Below are 16,062 nucleotides of genomic sequence, written 5' to 3'. Positions count from 1 at the left end.
CTTAATGTTTTATCTACTAAGACAAAGGAGGTTTAGACGTAAACTTAATCTTTACTTCATCGTCTTCATCGTCTTTTTTAGTTGGTGCATCTTCTTGGTCGTTGGTTGCTTCATCTGGTGCTTTATTCGGTTTTTCATCTGTGACTTCAAGCTTTGATTGGTCGCTATCTTTACCTTTATCTTTGTCAATGTAACCTTTTTCCATTAGGTCAATAAATTCTCTAGCTTCTAGTGTTTCTGCTTCCATGAGCTCGTTGGCAATTAAGTGTAACTTATCCATGTGCTCTTCTAAAATTTCTTTTGCTCTACTATAACTAGCATCTATAATTTTTCTAGCCTCTTTATCTATGGAAAATGCAACAGCTTCACTATAATTCCTATCTCTGGTCATATCGCGCCCAAGGAATACTTGCTCCTGCTTTCGGCCAAAAGTCAATGGTCCTAACTCATTAGACATCCCAAACTCAGTAATCATCTTGCGCACTAGCTCTGTTGCCCTCTCTAAATCATTTTGAGCACCAGTACTGATCTCTTCTAATACTAAATCCTCTGCTACTCGCCCTCCCAAAAGCATGGTAATCTGGTCGGTTAATTGTGATTTAGTCATATAGTTTCGATCTTCCCTGGGAAGGAGTAATGTGTACCCTCCTGCTCTACCTCGAGGAATAATAGAAACCTTATGTACAGGATCTGTATTAGGAAGGATATGTCCAACCACCGCATGACCACCTTCGTGGTATGCTACCAAGCGCTTTTCGTAATCGCTAATAACCCTGGATTTCTTTTCTGGTCCAGCAATTACTCGCTCTACAGAATCCTCTAATTCAGACATCCCTATCAATTTCTTATCTCTTCTAGCTGCTAAAAGCGCTGCCTCATTGATCAGGTTAGCAATATCAGCACCTGTAAAGCCAGGAGTACGTCTTGCAAGTACACCCAGGTCAACCTTTTCATCTATTTTTTTACCTCTTGCGTGAACCTTTAATATTTCCTTACGCCCTTCCACATCAGGTTGAGGTACAATCACTTGTCTATCAAATCTTCCCGGACGCAACAGAGCTGGGTCAAGAATATCTGCTCGGTTAGTAGCCGCTATTATGATTATACCTTCATTTGCTGCAAATCCATCCATCTCAACCAATAATTGGTTCAGCGTCTGTTCTCTTTCATCATGACCGCCGCCTACTCCAGCCCCCCGCTGCCTTCCTACGGCGTCAATCTCATCTATAAACACAATACACGGGCTATTCTTTTTAGCGTTTTCGAACAAGTCCCTAACTCTCGAAGCACCAACACCCACAAACATCTCCACAAAATCAGAACCACTAATACTGAAGAATGGCACTCCCGCTTCACCGGCTACTGCTCTGGCCAATAATGTTTTACCTGTTCCAGGAGGTCCAAATAACAGTACACCCTTAGGTATTTTGGCTCCAATATCGTTAAACTTCTTAGGCATCTTCAAAAATTCAACAACTTCTTCTAATTCCTCTTTTACCTCTTCGACACCTGCAACGTCCTCAAATGTCACTTTTTCCTTCTGCTCAGTGTGCAATTTTGCCTTACTCTTGCCAAACTGCATCACCTTGCTGCCACCACCTTGGCTTTGCTGCATAATAAAGAAGAATATACCTATAAGCAATAGTATAGGTAAGAACGATACCAATAAGGTAGTCCACCACGGAGGAGGATCTTCACCTTCAGTTGATATTTCAACGTTGTTTGCACGTAAAAAGTCAAGTACTGCAGTATCTGCTAGGATTTCCAGCCTAAACTCTTCTTCGTCAACAGTGGTTCCTGAAACTTGATATACGTTAACCTCTCGTTCCACTAATATGTGAACATTGTCAACTTCTCCGTTTTCCACAGCTGCAATAAAATTATTGTAATTCCAGTCAGCTACTTCTTCTTGCGGTGTTCCTCCAAGCCTAAAAACAGAAATAGCTATTAAAACAATTAATATGTATATGGCTAAATTCTTAAACATCCGATTCAAGCAATTGTCCTCCTCTCAATTGGGTAAAACGAATTATCATCACGTTTTTTTATTTTACCACAATTTCTATTCATTTTCAAATAATTCTATTTTAACCAGTAATATTTTATGCGTTTTAGCTGTTATTTTATAATGATCACTCATCCTGTATCCAACTACCCAAACTATATCTCCTTTTGCAGTGGCTACTATTGGAATATGTTCCCGCTTTTCTCTAGCTACTTTTTGATCAATAAAGAAATCTTTTAGTTTTTTGGTTCCCTTGAATCCTTTTGGTTGAAACCGGTCCCCTGGCTTTCTATTTCTTAGATATAAGTCCTCATTATCGAGTAAATCATAATCAAATTTGGCTATCACTTTTTTTGCATCTTGCTTCACATTAGCCAAATCTTCTCTTTTACATACTTCAGTTATTACCCTACAGTTAAGTTCCTTTACCTCTGTTGTGCCTGGAATTATTATGGGTTTATTAACTACCTTGGCCTGCTTTGAATAAGAAGTGAGTTTTCTATGCTTATGAAAAATCACTTTGTCATAACCGCGTTTGACCACAACTTCCTGGGGCAATTCTAAGAGCTTACCAACTGCTCCGGTTTCTATTAACTCTATAATCCTCTCTACATGTTCAAATTCTAATCCCCCAACGTACTGTTTATCTGCAGGTAATAGCTTCTTCCACGCCAAAGTTACTACCCTGCGCTTAATGGCAAGGGGAGTCCCTAGAAACTTATCTATATCCAATTGCAATCCAGCGTCAAATGCAATGCATAATTTTGAGTAGTATTGTTGTGCCTCTAAACTTAAGTATTCTTCTTCTGCTGCAAAAATCTGAGCAGTTTGAGCTAAGACCTCATTTATTCTAGGGTTGTACTCTCTTTTGAGTTGAGGTAGTAAGTCTAGTCTAATTTGATTTCGAAGGTATACTTTTTTAAGATTAGACGAATCAGTCCTGTAAGACAACTTGTTTTCTTTACAGTATGCCTCTATTTCAGCTCGCGTTACTCCCAAAAGTGGTCTAATAATTTTACCTCTCTTTATGGGAATACCTTTTAGGCCAGCTAGACCTCCACCTCTGAGCATATTGATTAAAACCGTCTCTGCCTGGTCGTCTTTATTCTGCGCTATTGCAATTTTTTCTGCGGCAATTTCCTTTGCCACTCTACTAAAAAAACTATACCTCTCTTTTCGAGACCCTTCCTGAGATGATGTTCCCGTAGCTTTTAAAATGGATGGCATATCCACTTCTTCCACAGTGCACGAAACATTTAAGTTCTTGCAAAGTGTTTTTACGAATTCTGCATCTTCCCGGGACTCCTTCCCACGAAAGCCGTGGTTTAAGTGGGCTACATGTAGATTTAAATGGTACTGCTCCCTTAACTGGCAAAATGCAAAGAGCATTGCCACAGAATCAGCACCACCAGAGACTCCCAATAAAACCGTATCTCCCTTTCTAATTAACCAGTGTTTATTTATGGTAGCTATAAATTTTTTTAACATTTACTCACACCTTGCTGTTCTCATTCAGGAAATTGTTCTCTAGTTGAGTATCCTTTTCCTGCAGGAATATGCAATTATTTTATCAATACTTTCATTTATCTCTTCAAGAGAAGAAAATCTATTTCTTAGACCCTTCTCAACTAGCTGCGCCAACACAGGATTAGAACTGCTTAATTTTTTATAAACTTGTCCTTTTAGCAAGTTATCTATCCCTAAGTGAGGCTTTAAAGCAATGTCTTTGGTGGCTATGAAGTACATAAATATAAATAACGAAAAAAGGTCGTAGTCCACCCCAGCTATTCTACAACCTGCACACCAGTTCTCTCTATCAAAAAGAGGCGTATACTCGCAGATTTCTTGGCCAAAAGGGGTAACACCACCCAAGTCAATCAGTACAACTTTATCACTTTCGGTGTCATAGATAAAGTTGCCTGGCTTTATATCACCCAAAGCTAACCCTTCCATATGTAGGCAGTCCAGAACTTCTAGCAAACACTTAATAGTTGCTAGTAATACCTCCCCACTCAAGCCATTGCCATTTTCTAGCATTTCTTGCAAAGAAACGCCCTTCACTATATCCAGTGTGAAAAAGCTAAACAAATCATTATCAAATGTAGCATCATCCTTCTCATAGACAATTGGCAGTGCTTCTAACTGCTTTAACCTTGGGTTTCGATTTAGTCTTTGCAGTGCTTTGTATTCGTTTTGTATACTATAGGCATTCCTAGATATTTTTAAAGCTAATTGTTTGCCCTTTTCACTTTCTGTCATATATACTTTAGCAAATCCACCTTCACCTAACAGATTACATAATCGATAGGAATTTTGGTGCCATGCTCCTCTTACAATACTTCCCGCTTTTATCATTATAACCACCTCTATTAAGGCCTATTTTTTCCAAAGTACTGCTCCTTTATGCAACGCCCCAATAAATATACAAAACCACCATAAAGGTGGCTTTGTGTATTATTATTAGTGAAGCCTAGAATCTACCCTGGCAACTACTACCGTCATATCGTCTTTACTTTGCTCTGCTGTGTGAATACGAGCTTGAAAGACTAGATGCTCAGCTATCTCCTGAGGGTCATCTGTACTAATTTTAGCTAATTGCTCCACTATCCAGTCTTCTTTATTTAGTATCTCCCTATTTGCTTCTAATACCCCGTCACTTATCATAATTAGCAAATCACCTATCATTAACTGTTCCCTGCACTCTTCTGTTTCTATTCGGTTTAGAATACCAATGGGTAGTGAACTGGCTTTTAGCACAGCTACATTTCTACCTCTCTTTAGAAAACTAGAAGCAGCACCTATTTTAGTTAATTCAAGCTCACCACTTCCTTGATCTATAATTGCTAAATCCAATGTGGCAAAGCTATCCTCTTGAGAACGCAATACTAAGATTGAATTAATGGTTTTTATAGCCAGTTCTTTATCAAAACCTGAATCTAATAGGTGTTCCAGTAACGCAATTGTTGTATTGCTCTCTAATGCTGCTTTTGGACCTGCTCCCATGCCGTCACTTAACATTACGGCATACCTACCGTCTTTTAATGGTATTGCAGAAAAATTGTCTCCAGATACCTGGTGCCCATTTTTTGCAACAGCTACAGACCCCATAGTCAATTTAAACTGTAAAGCTTTTTTTAACCTATAACAACAAACGGCTTTTTCACTCTCGTAGTTACACTTTATTTTTACTACACCTAAATTACTACCCACAACTTCTGATACATTTGGTGCAACCAACTCAGTGCAGGAGTGCTTACCATTACAAGCTTTTTGGGATATTATTATATCTCCCTCTCCCTCACCACTGTTAACCTTAACCTTATTTACTTTTATGTTATTTTCTTTTAGTTGAGCTGCTATTCTTTCTTCAAGACCTTTTGGATTTTCTCGCTCATTTTTTATATCATCTAACAAATTGTCCATAATTAGAGAAACACCCTTTAGTTGGTTAGGCACTAAGTTTTGGGTATCTATCATTTTCTTTTTCCAGTACCTATTTACTTGATAAGCATCCCAGATACAGTTAGCAGCTAGTAGCATTTCTCTGATATTGTTACACTTTTTATAAAAGTGGCTGTTTACCATAGTATCATCTATATAGTTGTGCTTCTCTAGCGCCTCTCTTATTTGTCTAAAGCTCACATAAGTTTTGTCCTGCTCCATTTCGTGACAGCGCGTTTTACGGCTGCAATTATGACACACTTTTGCCCTAATGTTATTAATAAAAATTAATTCATCTTCTTCTAACCCTGATACTTCAGGTGCAGTCTCTTCAAAAGTCCTAGCCATTTCCCTAAATATTTGGCTCAGTTCTTTAATCCTGCCTTTGATGGGATCTATTTTAGTTTTTCCCTGGCTCTTTTTAATAGCTAACTTTCCTAACCAGTCTTGCTCTAAATCTAAGAAATTTAGTCTTTGAAAGGGAAAAATGAAAAATATGGCTCCGGCTATAGCCGTTTCTATCATAATTGTTTGAATAACCAGTTGATCTGCCATATAAAAGCTAAATATCATGTTTCCCATAAAAAAACCTAGGATTATACCCACTTTTTCAAATTGCCTAAACACCCCAGCAAGTACTGCTGAAAAGGCATAAACCCCAGCAATTGCAGGTGTTAATAAATTATTAAAGCTAGGAACCACCCCTAGTAATACCCCGGTAACAGCTGCTGGTCCCATGCCATAAATTAAAGCTACCGCCATAATGGCAAACCTGCTAACCACGCTTTGAATGCTAATACTGGACACAAAGAGATCATTTAAACCAATAGTTATACCCAAGGCCATAACCATATAACACCCTAGCTCTTCTGTAGTCAATTCATCTCTTCTAAAACCTTTTTCCGAGTAAGTTTTAAGAGCTAATGAAAAAACCATAGTAAGGCCTGCAGCCAAAATTCCTTCTACCGCCACAAGTACTCCATTATATAAAGTTGGTTCAAAGAAGCCAAAGGTTATTCCCTTAACCACTACAGTTGCTACTAGAACCAATCCAGGCACTATCAACCAGTTCCTTTGCGTCACTTGAGGATATGCAACTAAAAGGCCTGTTAACACTGCCATGGTCACCAGAGAACTAGCTAAAGCCGCTCCTTGAGCTACTGTGACCGTCCCTACTATTACTCCCAGGACTAATGGCCAAGCACTTTTTCTAGCCGATAACCCCGCTACTAGTATTGCAACGCCAAATGGAAATATTTCTCCTAAAACTACAGCTCTTGTTAACAACAAGCTTAAAAATAGAAACACAATTTTCTCTGATGTGATTTCCAGCTTTACACCTTTTGTGGCTTGTCCAATTTTACTAAGTTGCGTTGGTATTAAATTGAAAAAGCTTTTAGAACCTGCAGAGCCTAACTCTGATTTCCGATGATACGGATAAACATCTACTTTTTCCCACATAACGACACCCCATAGAATTTTATGTTGTCATTATACAGCATGTCCACCGAATTATTTGTCATATTGAGTAGTACAACACCGATTAGTTTTCGACAAAAAAAACACTAATTTACTTTAAGTAAATTAGTGTTTTATATTTGTCGTTGGTGACCCGTACGGGATTCGAACCCGTGTTACCGCCGTGAAAGGGCGGTGTCTTAGACCCCTTGACCAACGGGCCAAAAAAATGGTAGCGGTGACAGGACTCGAACCTGTGACTCTACGGGTATGAACCGTATGCTCTGACCACCTGAGCTACACCGCCACGTTTTGGTTGCGGGGACAGGACTTGAACCTGCGACCTCCGGGTTATGAGCCCGACGAGCTACCAGCTGCTCTACCCCGCGCTATTGAATTGTGGTGGCTACTTAACCGCCACATTTATATACTATACATTACGTTGTAATAAAAGTCAAGCTTTTTGCGGTGGAAATTTTGGGGAGAAATGCTTCTCCCCAAATCACCTTATTTTAAGTAATCCGCTGCAGCTTTCAGACCAGCACCTCGATCTACTTTGCATCCACCTTCAGTCAGCAAGTTTTCTAATGCTGCTAATACTGTCATTACGTTCTTTTCAGAGCAGGAGTGACCCATCAAGCCGATTCTCCAAGCTTTTCCTTTCAGGTCTCCAAGGCCGCCACCAATTTCAATGTCGTATTGGTTTAGAAGCTTACTTCTAACCTCTCCATCATTAACTCCTTCTGGAATCATTACAGAAGTCAGCATCGGAAGTCTTTCTTCTTCCTTCTCTACAACTAGCTTCATTCCCATAGCCTGTAATCCTGCTTGTAGCGCTCGTCCATTTCTGAAGTGCCTATCAACAGTATTATCTAGCCCTTCCTTTTCAATAAGTCTCAATCCTTCTCTAAGAGCATAAACCATGCTAATTGGCGCTGTGTGGTGGTAAGCTCTTTCTCCACCCCAGTAGTTTCTAATCATAGTTAAATCCAAATACCAGCTTTGAACCTTTTTCTTTCTGTTATCTAGCACTTCTACAGCTCTATCACTAAAAGAAACAGGAGCCAATCCTGGTGGGATACTTAAACACTTTTGAGTCCCACTGTATACAGCATCAATACCTAGCTTATCTACATTCACGTGAGCTCCACCTAAAGAAGTAACTGCGTCTACTAAAAGTAGAGAGCCATTGGCTTTAACTAGCTTTGAAATTTCTTCTAGGGGCTGCATCACACCAGTTGAAGTTTCTGCGTGAACTATTGCCACTACTTTTGCATCCTTGTTAGCATCAATTGCCTCTTTAACTTTTTCTGGAGGGATAATTTCTCCCCAAGGTGCTTCTACTTTTACAACCTCTGCTCCACATCTTTCTGCCACATCGGCCATTCGGCCACCAAAAACACCATTTACACAAACTATTGCCTTGTCACCAGGCTCCAGGAGATTTACAAAAATCGTCTCCATTCCTGAGCTACCAGTCCCTGGCATAGACATAGTCATATCATTTTTGGTCTCAAAAACCATCCTCAATAAATCCATGGTATCATTCATAAGCTCTAGGAACTTGGGATCTAAGTGACCTAATAGCGGTGTAGCCATGGCTTTTAATACACTGGGATGTACATCGCTGGGCCCAGGACCCATTAGCAACCTCACAGGTAGATTAAGTTCTTCCTTCATCTTTAAACCTCTCCTCTCAATTGATTAATTTTAAATATTGGAGAATATTCAATTAAGTTTAAATTTCGCCCTAAATTACGGCTTTTCCTTTTTTTAATAGTAAAATAATTAGCTTGTAGCCTTATTAGTTTGCCTTTTATAAGCTTCAGCCACCAGATCAACTATGTGGATAACTTGTTGCTTGTTTCCACTCAGGTTTATACTCCCTTGAATTCTGTGTCTACAAGCTGGACACACAGTTACCACAGTACTAGCCCCTGTATTTACTATGCTATCTACTTTCTTAGCGGTAATGGGATTAGCCAATTGGGGATAAAAACCTTGGAACATGCCACTGGCTCCACAACAATTGCTAGCTCCTTTCATTTCAATAAATTCTACTCCAGGTAAATCTGCTAAGAGTTTCCTCGGTTCAACAGAGATTCCTTGAGCTCTAATGAGATGACAGGGATCGTGGTAAGTAACTTGTCCATAGACTCCATTTAATTCTGAAAGATCAATGTTCAGTGTATTTACTAAATACTCAGTTATATCTTTAACCTTTTCCGAAAAATTTATTGCTCCTTCTGCAATGTCTCCATAATCGTGACTATATTCCTTTAACCTGCCACCACAGGAGGCACATGCAGTTATAACTGCATCCACATCTAAATCTGCAAAAACTTCCATGTTGTGCTTAGCTAACTCCCTGGCCGTCTCCTCTTCTCCATAGGCATTCATTGGCGTTCCACAACAGCGCTGCTCTTTTGGAACTACTACTTCTATTTGATTAGCGTTTAGAATCGTAATCAGGTTAAATGCTGTCTCTACCATAGTATGGTTCATCATACATCCTACAAAAAACGCTACCCTGCCCTTAGGGTTGGAGACACTGTTGGCTTCTTTAGCCATTTCCAAAAAGCTCTTTTCTGCTACGGGCATACCGCCCACATCAATTCCCCTGAAGTCCTTAAGACCTTTTAAGTTTTTCATCTGCCGTAAATACTTAAAAGATATATTACGTAAGCTGTTTTTAGCCAATACTCGTTTTAGAGGTATTTTTTTCAAAAAGGGAAGTCCCTTTTCCTTTGCCAAATCTTGTCGAGCAGCTAAAATAAGCTTGTGCCCAGGCACGCCGCTAGGACAAGTTTTTGTACACTCCTGACATAAAAGACAACTATTTATCACTTCTTCATAAAACTGACTTCTCTCCATTTGACCATCAGCTACAGCCTTAATCAGCCTTATTCTTCCACGAGCTGTATATACTTCATTCAAAACTTCTTTGTACACTCGGCATGATGCCTGACAAAATCCACACTTATTGCAACTATTTAGCTTCTCGTATATTTCATCTGTACGTAGTATGCTCATGAGGCATCAACCTCCACAATCTTCCCTGGGTTTAAAATATTATTAGGGTCAAATACTCTTTTGATGCCCTTCATTAAATCTATGGCATCCTGAGAAAACTCTAAATCTAAGTATGGCCGTTTTAGCGTTCCGATCCCATGCTCTCCACTTAAAGTTCCCCCCAGCTCTAATGCGGACTTGCAGATATCAATTTCGGCGTGATGAACCTTATCCACCTCTTCTTTGTCTCTCTCGTCAAAAAGCACTAAAGGATGTAAATTGCCATCTCCTGCATGGGCTAATACTCCAATGGGCAAGTCATACTTCTTTGATACCTGAACAACTTCTGCAACCATGCTAGGCATTTTACTTCTGGGAACTGTAACATCCTGCATAGAGTATGATGGCCGCTTTCTAGCTAAAGCACCTATAACAGTTCTCCTAGCTAGCCACAACTTATTAACCTGGTCCGCTGATGTGGCAATGGTAAAATCCTTAACATTATTGCTTTCACAAATTTGTCCAATGGTTTTCACTTGGTCACTTAAGTCTTCTAGATATCCATCCACTTCTATAAGCAAAATTGCCGCCGCATCTCGCGGTAGTCCTACTCCTGTATGGTCTTCCGCACAATTTATCAACAAGTTATCCATCAGTTCCAGGGTTGTAGGTATAATACCGCTTCCGATAATGTGAGCTACCGTCTTACTAGCATCATCTATAGATCCAAACACACATAACATGGTTTTCTTGGATTCACTGATGGGGCTTATCTCCAAAATTATTTTTGTGAAAACTCCCAATGTTCCCTCTGAGCCAACTAAAAGTTTTGTTAAATCCAACCCGTCAGCAGCCCGCTTGTTTTTACTACCAGTCTGAATAACTTCTCCACTGGCTAACACTACTTCTAATCCTCGAACATAATCCCTGGTAACACCGTACTTTAAGCACCGTGGTCCTCCAGAGCATTCAGCTACATTCCCGCCCATTGTACAAGCCTTCATGCTTGCTGGATCTGGTCTAAAGTAATACCCTGTAGGCTCTAATACTTCTTGAAGGTCCGCATTTACTACTCCCGGCTCTACAACAGCTACAGCATTCTTCGTATCTATTTCAAGAATCCTATTCATCTTAGTCATGCTGAGCACAATGCCGCCTGTCAGCGCAACTGTGCCTCCACTGAGGTTTGTCCCTGCGCCTCTTGATATAACCGGCACCTTTTCCCTATTAGCTAACTTAAGGATTGAAGCCACCTCATCTGTGCTTTTTGGTAATACCACTATCTCAGGTTGATACTCTTTCAAGGTTGCATCATAGCCGTGCCCCATCAGCTCTTCTTTTCTCCGAGTTACATTGTCTCTTCCTACGATTCGCTCTAATTCTCTAATAACTGCTTCTTTCAAAATCTCCTCTGCCTCCTCTCAGCTCAAACTGAGAGAGGACTACTAGAATTAAATACATGTACTAGTCCTCTCTCAAGCGCCTCTATTTCATTTATGTGACTTTCTACTCCAATCTTTCTCCCATCCATTCTGCCACCTAAACTGGATACTATTTTCCCTATCTGTGTTTCTACCAAGGGCTTGGATTCATCCACATAAACATTTAATTTGGCAACTGTACCATGGGAAATAAAGTCTCCCTTAACTTTACTGTCTAACAGTACTTTCTCAACCCCAGATACCAGCTGGGACAGCCTGGATGGCAATACTGTTAGCAAATATTTATCTTTTCTATCCAGTTCTTCCACAACTAGATAATATTTTTCCCACAGGCTTTCCACTTCCTCTGCCTTTTCATAGAGCTGGGTTCCAATGGTCCCCCGCTTCACAAACTCCATTTCCATGGCAGTCATCTGGCGCTTTAATGAGTTCTTAAATCCCTCTACAAGGATTAAAACCAAGGCCTCGTTATCTTGTACCGAAAAACCCATTTCCTTTGCTATTTGACCTGATACTACTTCTGCCTTATTAGGAATTAGCCCCTCCTCTGTTAAGGCGCTTGCAGCTCTGCTCGCCTCTGCCATGGATGTAAATCTTGCTACCATAGTTAATTTTCCTTCTGGAACAGGTAGCAGTCGCAACCACAGCTTTGTTATAACACCTAAATCTCCCCCAGATCCAGTTGCTAGACCAATAATATCCATCCCTGATACATTCTTTATATTTTTTCCTCCAACTTTAATCACTTTTCCCGTGGACAGTACTAACTCCATACCTAAAACAAATTCACGCCACTTGCCAAACTTAGCTGTGGTAGGTCCTGTAATATCATTCGACACAGCTCTTTCCAAATCAAGACCTCGATCACCTAAGGCAATTAAAGGAAAGTTAAATTCCTGCTCTTTAATTTTACTTCTAAAAACTTCAAGGTTAATTCCACTTTGAACTATTGCTACAAAATTGTCTCCATCTACTTCTTCAATTTCACCCATATTAGATAAGTCCAAATGCACATGAGATGCGGGATCTGAATCTCTAGTTGAAATTGTACGATTAGCTTGGTGTGCCCATTTCATCACTGCTGCCACCTGCTCTGTACTAACTGGTTTCACTGAGACCAAATCCTCTTTCACAATCATATCTGGAACTATTTCCTCCAACTGGGAAAGCATCACCTGATCCACCCTCTCACCTCCGGTTCAATTTTCGAAAAAAAAATATTTTTCAATAAACTTGTAAGAAATTATAGCATATCTTCGCCTTTTTGCACAGTGAGAAAACATAGTGTGAAAAAAAATACATCTAAAATACTCAACAAGTATCACATATTTACATATTTCTGAGCCATAATAAGTTGTATATAAAATAATATTAGGAGGCGCACTGAAAATGCATTTTCGATTTAACATAATAGTTCTTTTGACAATAGTATGCTGTTTTATATTACCACCCATGGTCACAGCTCATGTTTGTGATCAAGTTCCACGCCAATTACAATTATCAGATCCTAAGACCTATGGTTATGATGTAGTATCACTGCAGAAACAGCTTATTTCACTGGGCTACAACCCGGGGAATATTGACGGCTATTACGGTGAAGAAACTGCCACAGCGGTAGCCCAATTGCAAAAGGATAACAATCTAGAGGTTACTGGAAGTGTTACAGACCTTGAATGGACTCTTTTAGCGGAACAGACAGCGCTCTACCCAGTGGCTGAAGAATTATCGGAACCCGATGGACCTGTTTCCATAGTAATAAATACTGTGGAAAAAAAGCTCACTCTTTATTCAGGGAAAGATGTTCATGCTACGTTTCCTGTAGCCGTGGGCAAGCAAAAAACTCCCTCCCCTATCGGAGAGTGGAAAGTAGTAAATAAAGGGGTTTGGGGTGGGGGCTTCGGGACCCGCTGGATGGGCTTAAATGTTCCCTGGGGCATATATGGCATTCACGGTACAAATAAACCCCATTCTATTGGCAGCAACGCTTCTGCCGGATGTATTCGCATGAATAACCGCGACGTGGAAAAACTTTTCCCCCTAGTCCCTGTGGGCACTCCAGTAAACATTATCGGCGAACCCGTTTACCCCCCTAATGTAAAGCCCACCAAACACCTTAAGCCCGGCTCCAGCGGACGCACCGTAGTCCAAATGCAAAAGGGATTAAAAGATGCGGGGATACTTATGGGAAGGGCTGATGGTCGATACGGAACTGCTACGGAAACTTTCGTGAAAAGGTTTCAGGTTTTTACTGGTTTAGATATTGATGGAGAATTTAAGGAAGAGGACTTTGCTGAACTAGAAAAACTAGTGACTGCGCTTAATAAATAGTAAAATCCCTAGGCTTTAGTTTATTAAAGCATAGGGATTAATTTTTAAAGGTATGACATAAAAGCTGTTGCGATTGAAAAGTATATTGTCAAACCTAAAATATCGTTTACTGTTGTAATAAATGGACCTGACGCCACTGCCGGGTCTACTTTCAGTTTCACCATAATCAACGGCACTATTGTCCCAGCTAATGTTGCAAAAAATAGTGAGATAGATAGCGACATTCCAATCACAAAGCCAAGCGCCATGCTCTGTTGCCAGATGCCTGCAATTAAACTAATTAGGATTCCGTTTGTCAACCCAATGAGAATTCCTACTCCTGCTTCCCGCTTTATCAACCTAAAGGCGTCTCTGCCCTGGAATTGCCCTGTAGCTAATCCGCGAACTACCACTGCTAAGGATTGGGTCCCCGTATTCCCAGCCATATCTGCAATCATTGGAATAAAAATTGCCAGCACCCAAACAGCCTCTAACGTTTCTTCAAATTGGTGAATAATATTTCCCGCCACAATACCAATTCCCAAAAGCAATACCAGCCATGGTATTCTTTTTTTTGCCGCTTCAAAAGATGTTACGCTTAAGTCCATTACCCCTGAATCCTTACCACTGATACCACCAAATTTAGCCATATCTTCTGAGGCTTCATCTTTCATAACATCTACCGCATCGTCAACTGTGATAATCCCAACTAAGTGTTGTCTTTCGTCTACAACAGGTACTGCCAGGAAGTCATACTTCTCCATAATGTTGGCAACTTCCTCTTGGTCCATGTCTACTGGCACTGATACTACTCTTTCATACATAATCTCATCTATTGTTATTTCTGGCGACGCTATTATCAGTTCTCGCAGCGAGAGCACTCCCAATAGCTTATCTTCTTCATCTACAACATAGAGATAATATACCGTCTCCGCATCAGGAGCAATTTCCCTGAGCTTCTTGACTGTTTCTTCTGCAGTGTAGTGCTTGGGTAAGACTATATACTCGGTGGTCATAATACCACCGGCAGTGTTATCAGGATATTTCATCAACTCACGCATGTCTGCGGATTCTTCATCGTTAATTAAACGCAAGATTTCCTGCTTCTTCTCTTCTTCCATATCTCCAAGCAAGTCAGCAGCATCGTCAGAGGACATCTCCACTAATACTTTTGCGGACCTCGTGTTTCCCATTTCTTCAATCAATACCTGTTGTTGCTCATATTCTAGCTCCTGGGTTATTTCCGCCAGTTCTTCATCACCTAAGTACTGCAGCATTTTTTTTCGCTGCTCTTGATCTAGCTTTAGTAGGAATTGAGCTTGATCGTAGGAGTGCAGTTCATCAAATAATTCTCGAATTTCTTCCGGATTTCCTCGATCTAGGGATACTACAAGTTGTTTGTAAAAACCGTTCGATAGAGTCATTTAACTCTCCCTCCTCATTTACGCAACTGTCCCTTATCCCCATAGGGGCAGAACTGTGTTGCATTTTTTAAATTTTCATAATTATCATCTAAGCTATTACTCGATCCCGGATCCACAGTTCCACCACCCCTTTCCTTAGAGAAAACAAAAAAAAGACCTCATCACAAATAGAAGGCCTTTATAAAGTCATAGAGACTATAACCTTCCTCCTCTCATCGAGCTTTGACACTGTATGACGTAGAGTTAAATACTCATCCACCTTGGGCAAAGCCTTAATCCGGCAGTGCCTGTTCTACCCGTTGGTGTCTCTCGACATTTCCGGGCAGTGGACTATGTTCATACAGTAGCCTCACCTAACTGAGGATATTTTCACTTTTCTATGCCCAATATATCATATCTATTTGACATGGTCAAACACTTTATTGTATTCTCAAGTTAGTGATTTAATTCCAGAATAGAGGTGAAATTATAATGAAAGAATTAGCAGTTAAAACCCTTTTAGAGCGGGGTATTACATTACCTGAAATCGCTGAGATTGTATTAGACTTGCAAAAACCCTATATTCCCCACCTAACAGTGGAAGAATGCCTCCTCAGCGTGGAGAGAATTGTGGAAAAAAGAGAAGTAATTAACGCCATAATAACAGGAGTTGCATTGGATAAGCTTACGGAACAGGGACACATAGAAGAACCCCTTAACACAATCTTAAAGACTGACGATGGTCTCTACGGCATTGATGAAATTTTAGCACTAAGCATAGTCAATATTTACGGAACAATCGGCTTAACAAACTTCGGTTACCTAGATAAAACTAAGCCCGGAATTATTGCAGAGCTAAATAATAAATCCAACACTCAGGTAAACACCTTCCTAGACGATATCGTTTGTGCTATTGCTGCCGCAAGTGCCAGCAGAATAGCTCATAGGGATAGGGATTTAGCGGAAGCAAAAGAACTAAGCCAGAGCAGCTAGG

At 40.2% G+C, this 16,062-nt stretch carries 11 protein-coding genes, 3 tRNA genes and 1 riboswitch; of the genes, 2 read left to right on the top strand and 12 right to left on the bottom strand.

The window, feature by feature from the left end:
• Positions 1-16 precede the first annotated feature (16 nt).
• The 11 genes from ftsH to GGQ84_RS01360 form a co-directional block, all read right to left on the bottom strand.
• Positions 17-1,987 carry an ATP-dependent zinc metalloprotease FtsH gene (ftsH, locus tag GGQ84_RS01410; protein ID WP_429158238.1) on the bottom strand — a complete coding sequence of 657 codons (1,971 nt, stop codon included), beginning with the start codon at positions 1,985-1,987 and terminating at the stop codon, positions 17-19.
• A gap of 75 nt (positions 1,988-2,062) precedes the next feature.
• The gene (gene tilS / locus GGQ84_RS01405) at positions 2,063-3,493 is read right to left on the bottom strand and encodes a tRNA lysidine(34) synthetase TilS (RefSeq protein ID WP_429158127.1); all 1,431 of its coding nucleotides are present in this window, start codon (positions 3,491-3,493) and stop codon (positions 2,063-2,065) included.
• Positions 3,494-3,532: 39 nt separating this feature from the next.
• Positions 3,533-4,360, bottom strand: a complete 828-nt coding sequence (locus GGQ84_RS01400) for a protein kinase domain-containing protein (RefSeq protein ID WP_429158124.1) — start codon at positions 4,358-4,360, stop codon at positions 3,533-3,535.
• Positions 4,361-4,465: 105 nt separating this feature from the next.
• Positions 4,466-6,907 (bottom strand): stage II sporulation protein E, encoded by a 2,442-nt coding sequence (spoIIE, locus tag GGQ84_RS01395; RefSeq protein WP_429158121.1) that lies wholly within the window; start codon positions 6,905-6,907, stop codon positions 4,466-4,468.
• Positions 6,908-7,051: 144 nt separating this feature from the next.
• Positions 7,052-7,127 (bottom strand) — tRNA-Glu (locus GGQ84_RS01390).
• Positions 7,128-7,134: 7 nt separating this feature from the next.
• A tRNA-Met gene (locus GGQ84_RS01385) sits at positions 7,135-7,211 on the bottom strand.
• A 6-nt stretch (positions 7,212-7,217) separates the two neighbouring features.
• A tRNA-Met gene (locus GGQ84_RS01380) sits at positions 7,218-7,293 on the bottom strand.
• A 118-nt stretch (positions 7,294-7,411) separates the two neighbouring features.
• Positions 7,412-8,584: a pyridoxal-phosphate-dependent aminotransferase family protein gene (locus tag GGQ84_RS01375; protein WP_429158118.1), complete on the bottom strand. Its 1,173-nt coding sequence runs from the start codon at positions 8,582-8,584 to the stop codon at positions 7,412-7,414.
• A 108-nt stretch (positions 8,585-8,692) separates the two neighbouring features.
• Positions 8,693-9,937 (bottom strand): (Fe-S)-binding protein, encoded by a 1,245-nt coding sequence (locus GGQ84_RS01370; protein ID WP_429158115.1) that lies wholly within the window; start codon positions 9,935-9,937, stop codon positions 8,693-8,695.
• Positions 9,934-11,319, bottom strand: a complete 1,386-nt coding sequence (locus GGQ84_RS01365; protein WP_429158113.1) for an FAD-binding oxidoreductase — start codon at positions 11,317-11,319, stop codon at positions 9,934-9,936. Before GGQ84_RS01365 ends, GGQ84_RS01370 begins: the two co-directional genes overlap by 4 nt.
• 23 nt (positions 11,320-11,342) lie before the next feature.
• Positions 11,343-12,542 (bottom strand): FAD-binding oxidoreductase, encoded by a 1,200-nt coding sequence (locus tag GGQ84_RS01360; protein WP_429158110.1) that lies wholly within the window; start codon positions 12,540-12,542, stop codon positions 11,343-11,345.
• Between the two features lie 205 nt (positions 12,543-12,747).
• Between GGQ84_RS01360 and GGQ84_RS01355 the strand changes: the two genes are divergently transcribed.
• Complete coding sequence (locus GGQ84_RS01355) at positions 12,748-13,686, top strand: L,D-transpeptidase family protein (RefSeq protein ID WP_429158107.1); 939 nt, start codon at positions 12,748-12,750, stop codon at positions 13,684-13,686.
• Between the two features lie 44 nt (positions 13,687-13,730).
• Here the strand turns inward: GGQ84_RS01355 and mgtE are convergent, their stop codons facing one another.
• Positions 13,731-15,089, bottom strand: a complete 1,359-nt coding sequence (mgtE, locus tag GGQ84_RS01350) for a magnesium transporter (protein ID WP_429158104.1) — start codon at positions 15,087-15,089, stop codon at positions 13,731-13,733.
• Positions 15,090-15,289: 200 nt separating this feature from the next.
• Positions 15,290-15,457: riboswitch (M-box (ykoK) riboswitch) on the bottom strand.
• A gap of 103 nt (positions 15,458-15,560) precedes the next feature.
• On the opposite strand from mgtE, the gene GGQ84_RS01345 reads away from it, so the two are divergent.
• The gene (locus GGQ84_RS01345; protein ID WP_429158101.1) at positions 15,561-16,061 is read left to right on the top strand and encodes a phosphatidylglycerophosphatase A family protein; all 501 of its coding nucleotides are present in this window, start codon (positions 15,561-15,563) and stop codon (positions 16,059-16,061) included.
• The last annotated feature ends 1 nt before the right edge of the window (position 16,062 follow it).

This window comes from Desulfitispora alkaliphila (assembly GCF_050433185.1).
GTDB lineage: Bacteria > Bacillota > Desulfitisporia > Desulfitisporales > Desulfitisporaceae > Desulfitispora > Desulfitispora alkaliphila.
The sequence above is the reverse complement of the archived record's forward strand: the minus strand, read 5'-3'. Positions and strand labels throughout refer to the sequence as shown.

Bases quoted from the DNA above. Each gene is read 5' to 3' on its own strand.
- GGQ84_RS01375 (WP_429158118.1), bottom strand. From the start codon at position 8,584: ATGAAGGAAGAACTTAATCTACCTGTGAGGTTGCTAATGGGTCCTGGG.
- ftsH (WP_429158238.1), bottom strand. From the start codon at position 1,987: ATGTTTAAGAATTTAGCCATATACATATTAATTGTTTTAATAGCTATT.
- spoIIE (WP_429158121.1), bottom strand. From the start codon at position 6,907: ATGTGGGAAAAAGTAGATGTTTATCCGTATCATCGGAAATCAGAGTTA.
- GGQ84_RS01355 (WP_429158107.1), top strand. From the start codon at position 12,748: ATGCATTTTCGATTTAACATAATAGTTCTTTTGACAATAGTATGCTGT.
- mgtE (WP_429158104.1), bottom strand. From the start codon at position 15,089: ATGACTCTATCGAACGGTTTTTACAAACAACTTGTAGTATCCCTAGAT.
- GGQ84_RS01370 (WP_429158115.1), bottom strand. From the start codon at position 9,937: ATGAGCATACTACGTACAGATGAAATATACGAGAAGCTAAATAGTTGC.
- GGQ84_RS01400 (WP_429158124.1), bottom strand. From the start codon at position 4,360: ATGATAAAAGCGGGAAGTATTGTAAGAGGAGCATGGCACCAAAATTCC.
- tilS (WP_429158127.1), bottom strand. From the start codon at position 3,493: ATGTTAAAAAAATTTATAGCTACCATAAATAAACACTGGTTAATTAGA.
- GGQ84_RS01345 (WP_429158101.1), top strand. From the start codon at position 15,561: ATGAAAGAATTAGCAGTTAAAACCCTTTTAGAGCGGGGTATTACATTA.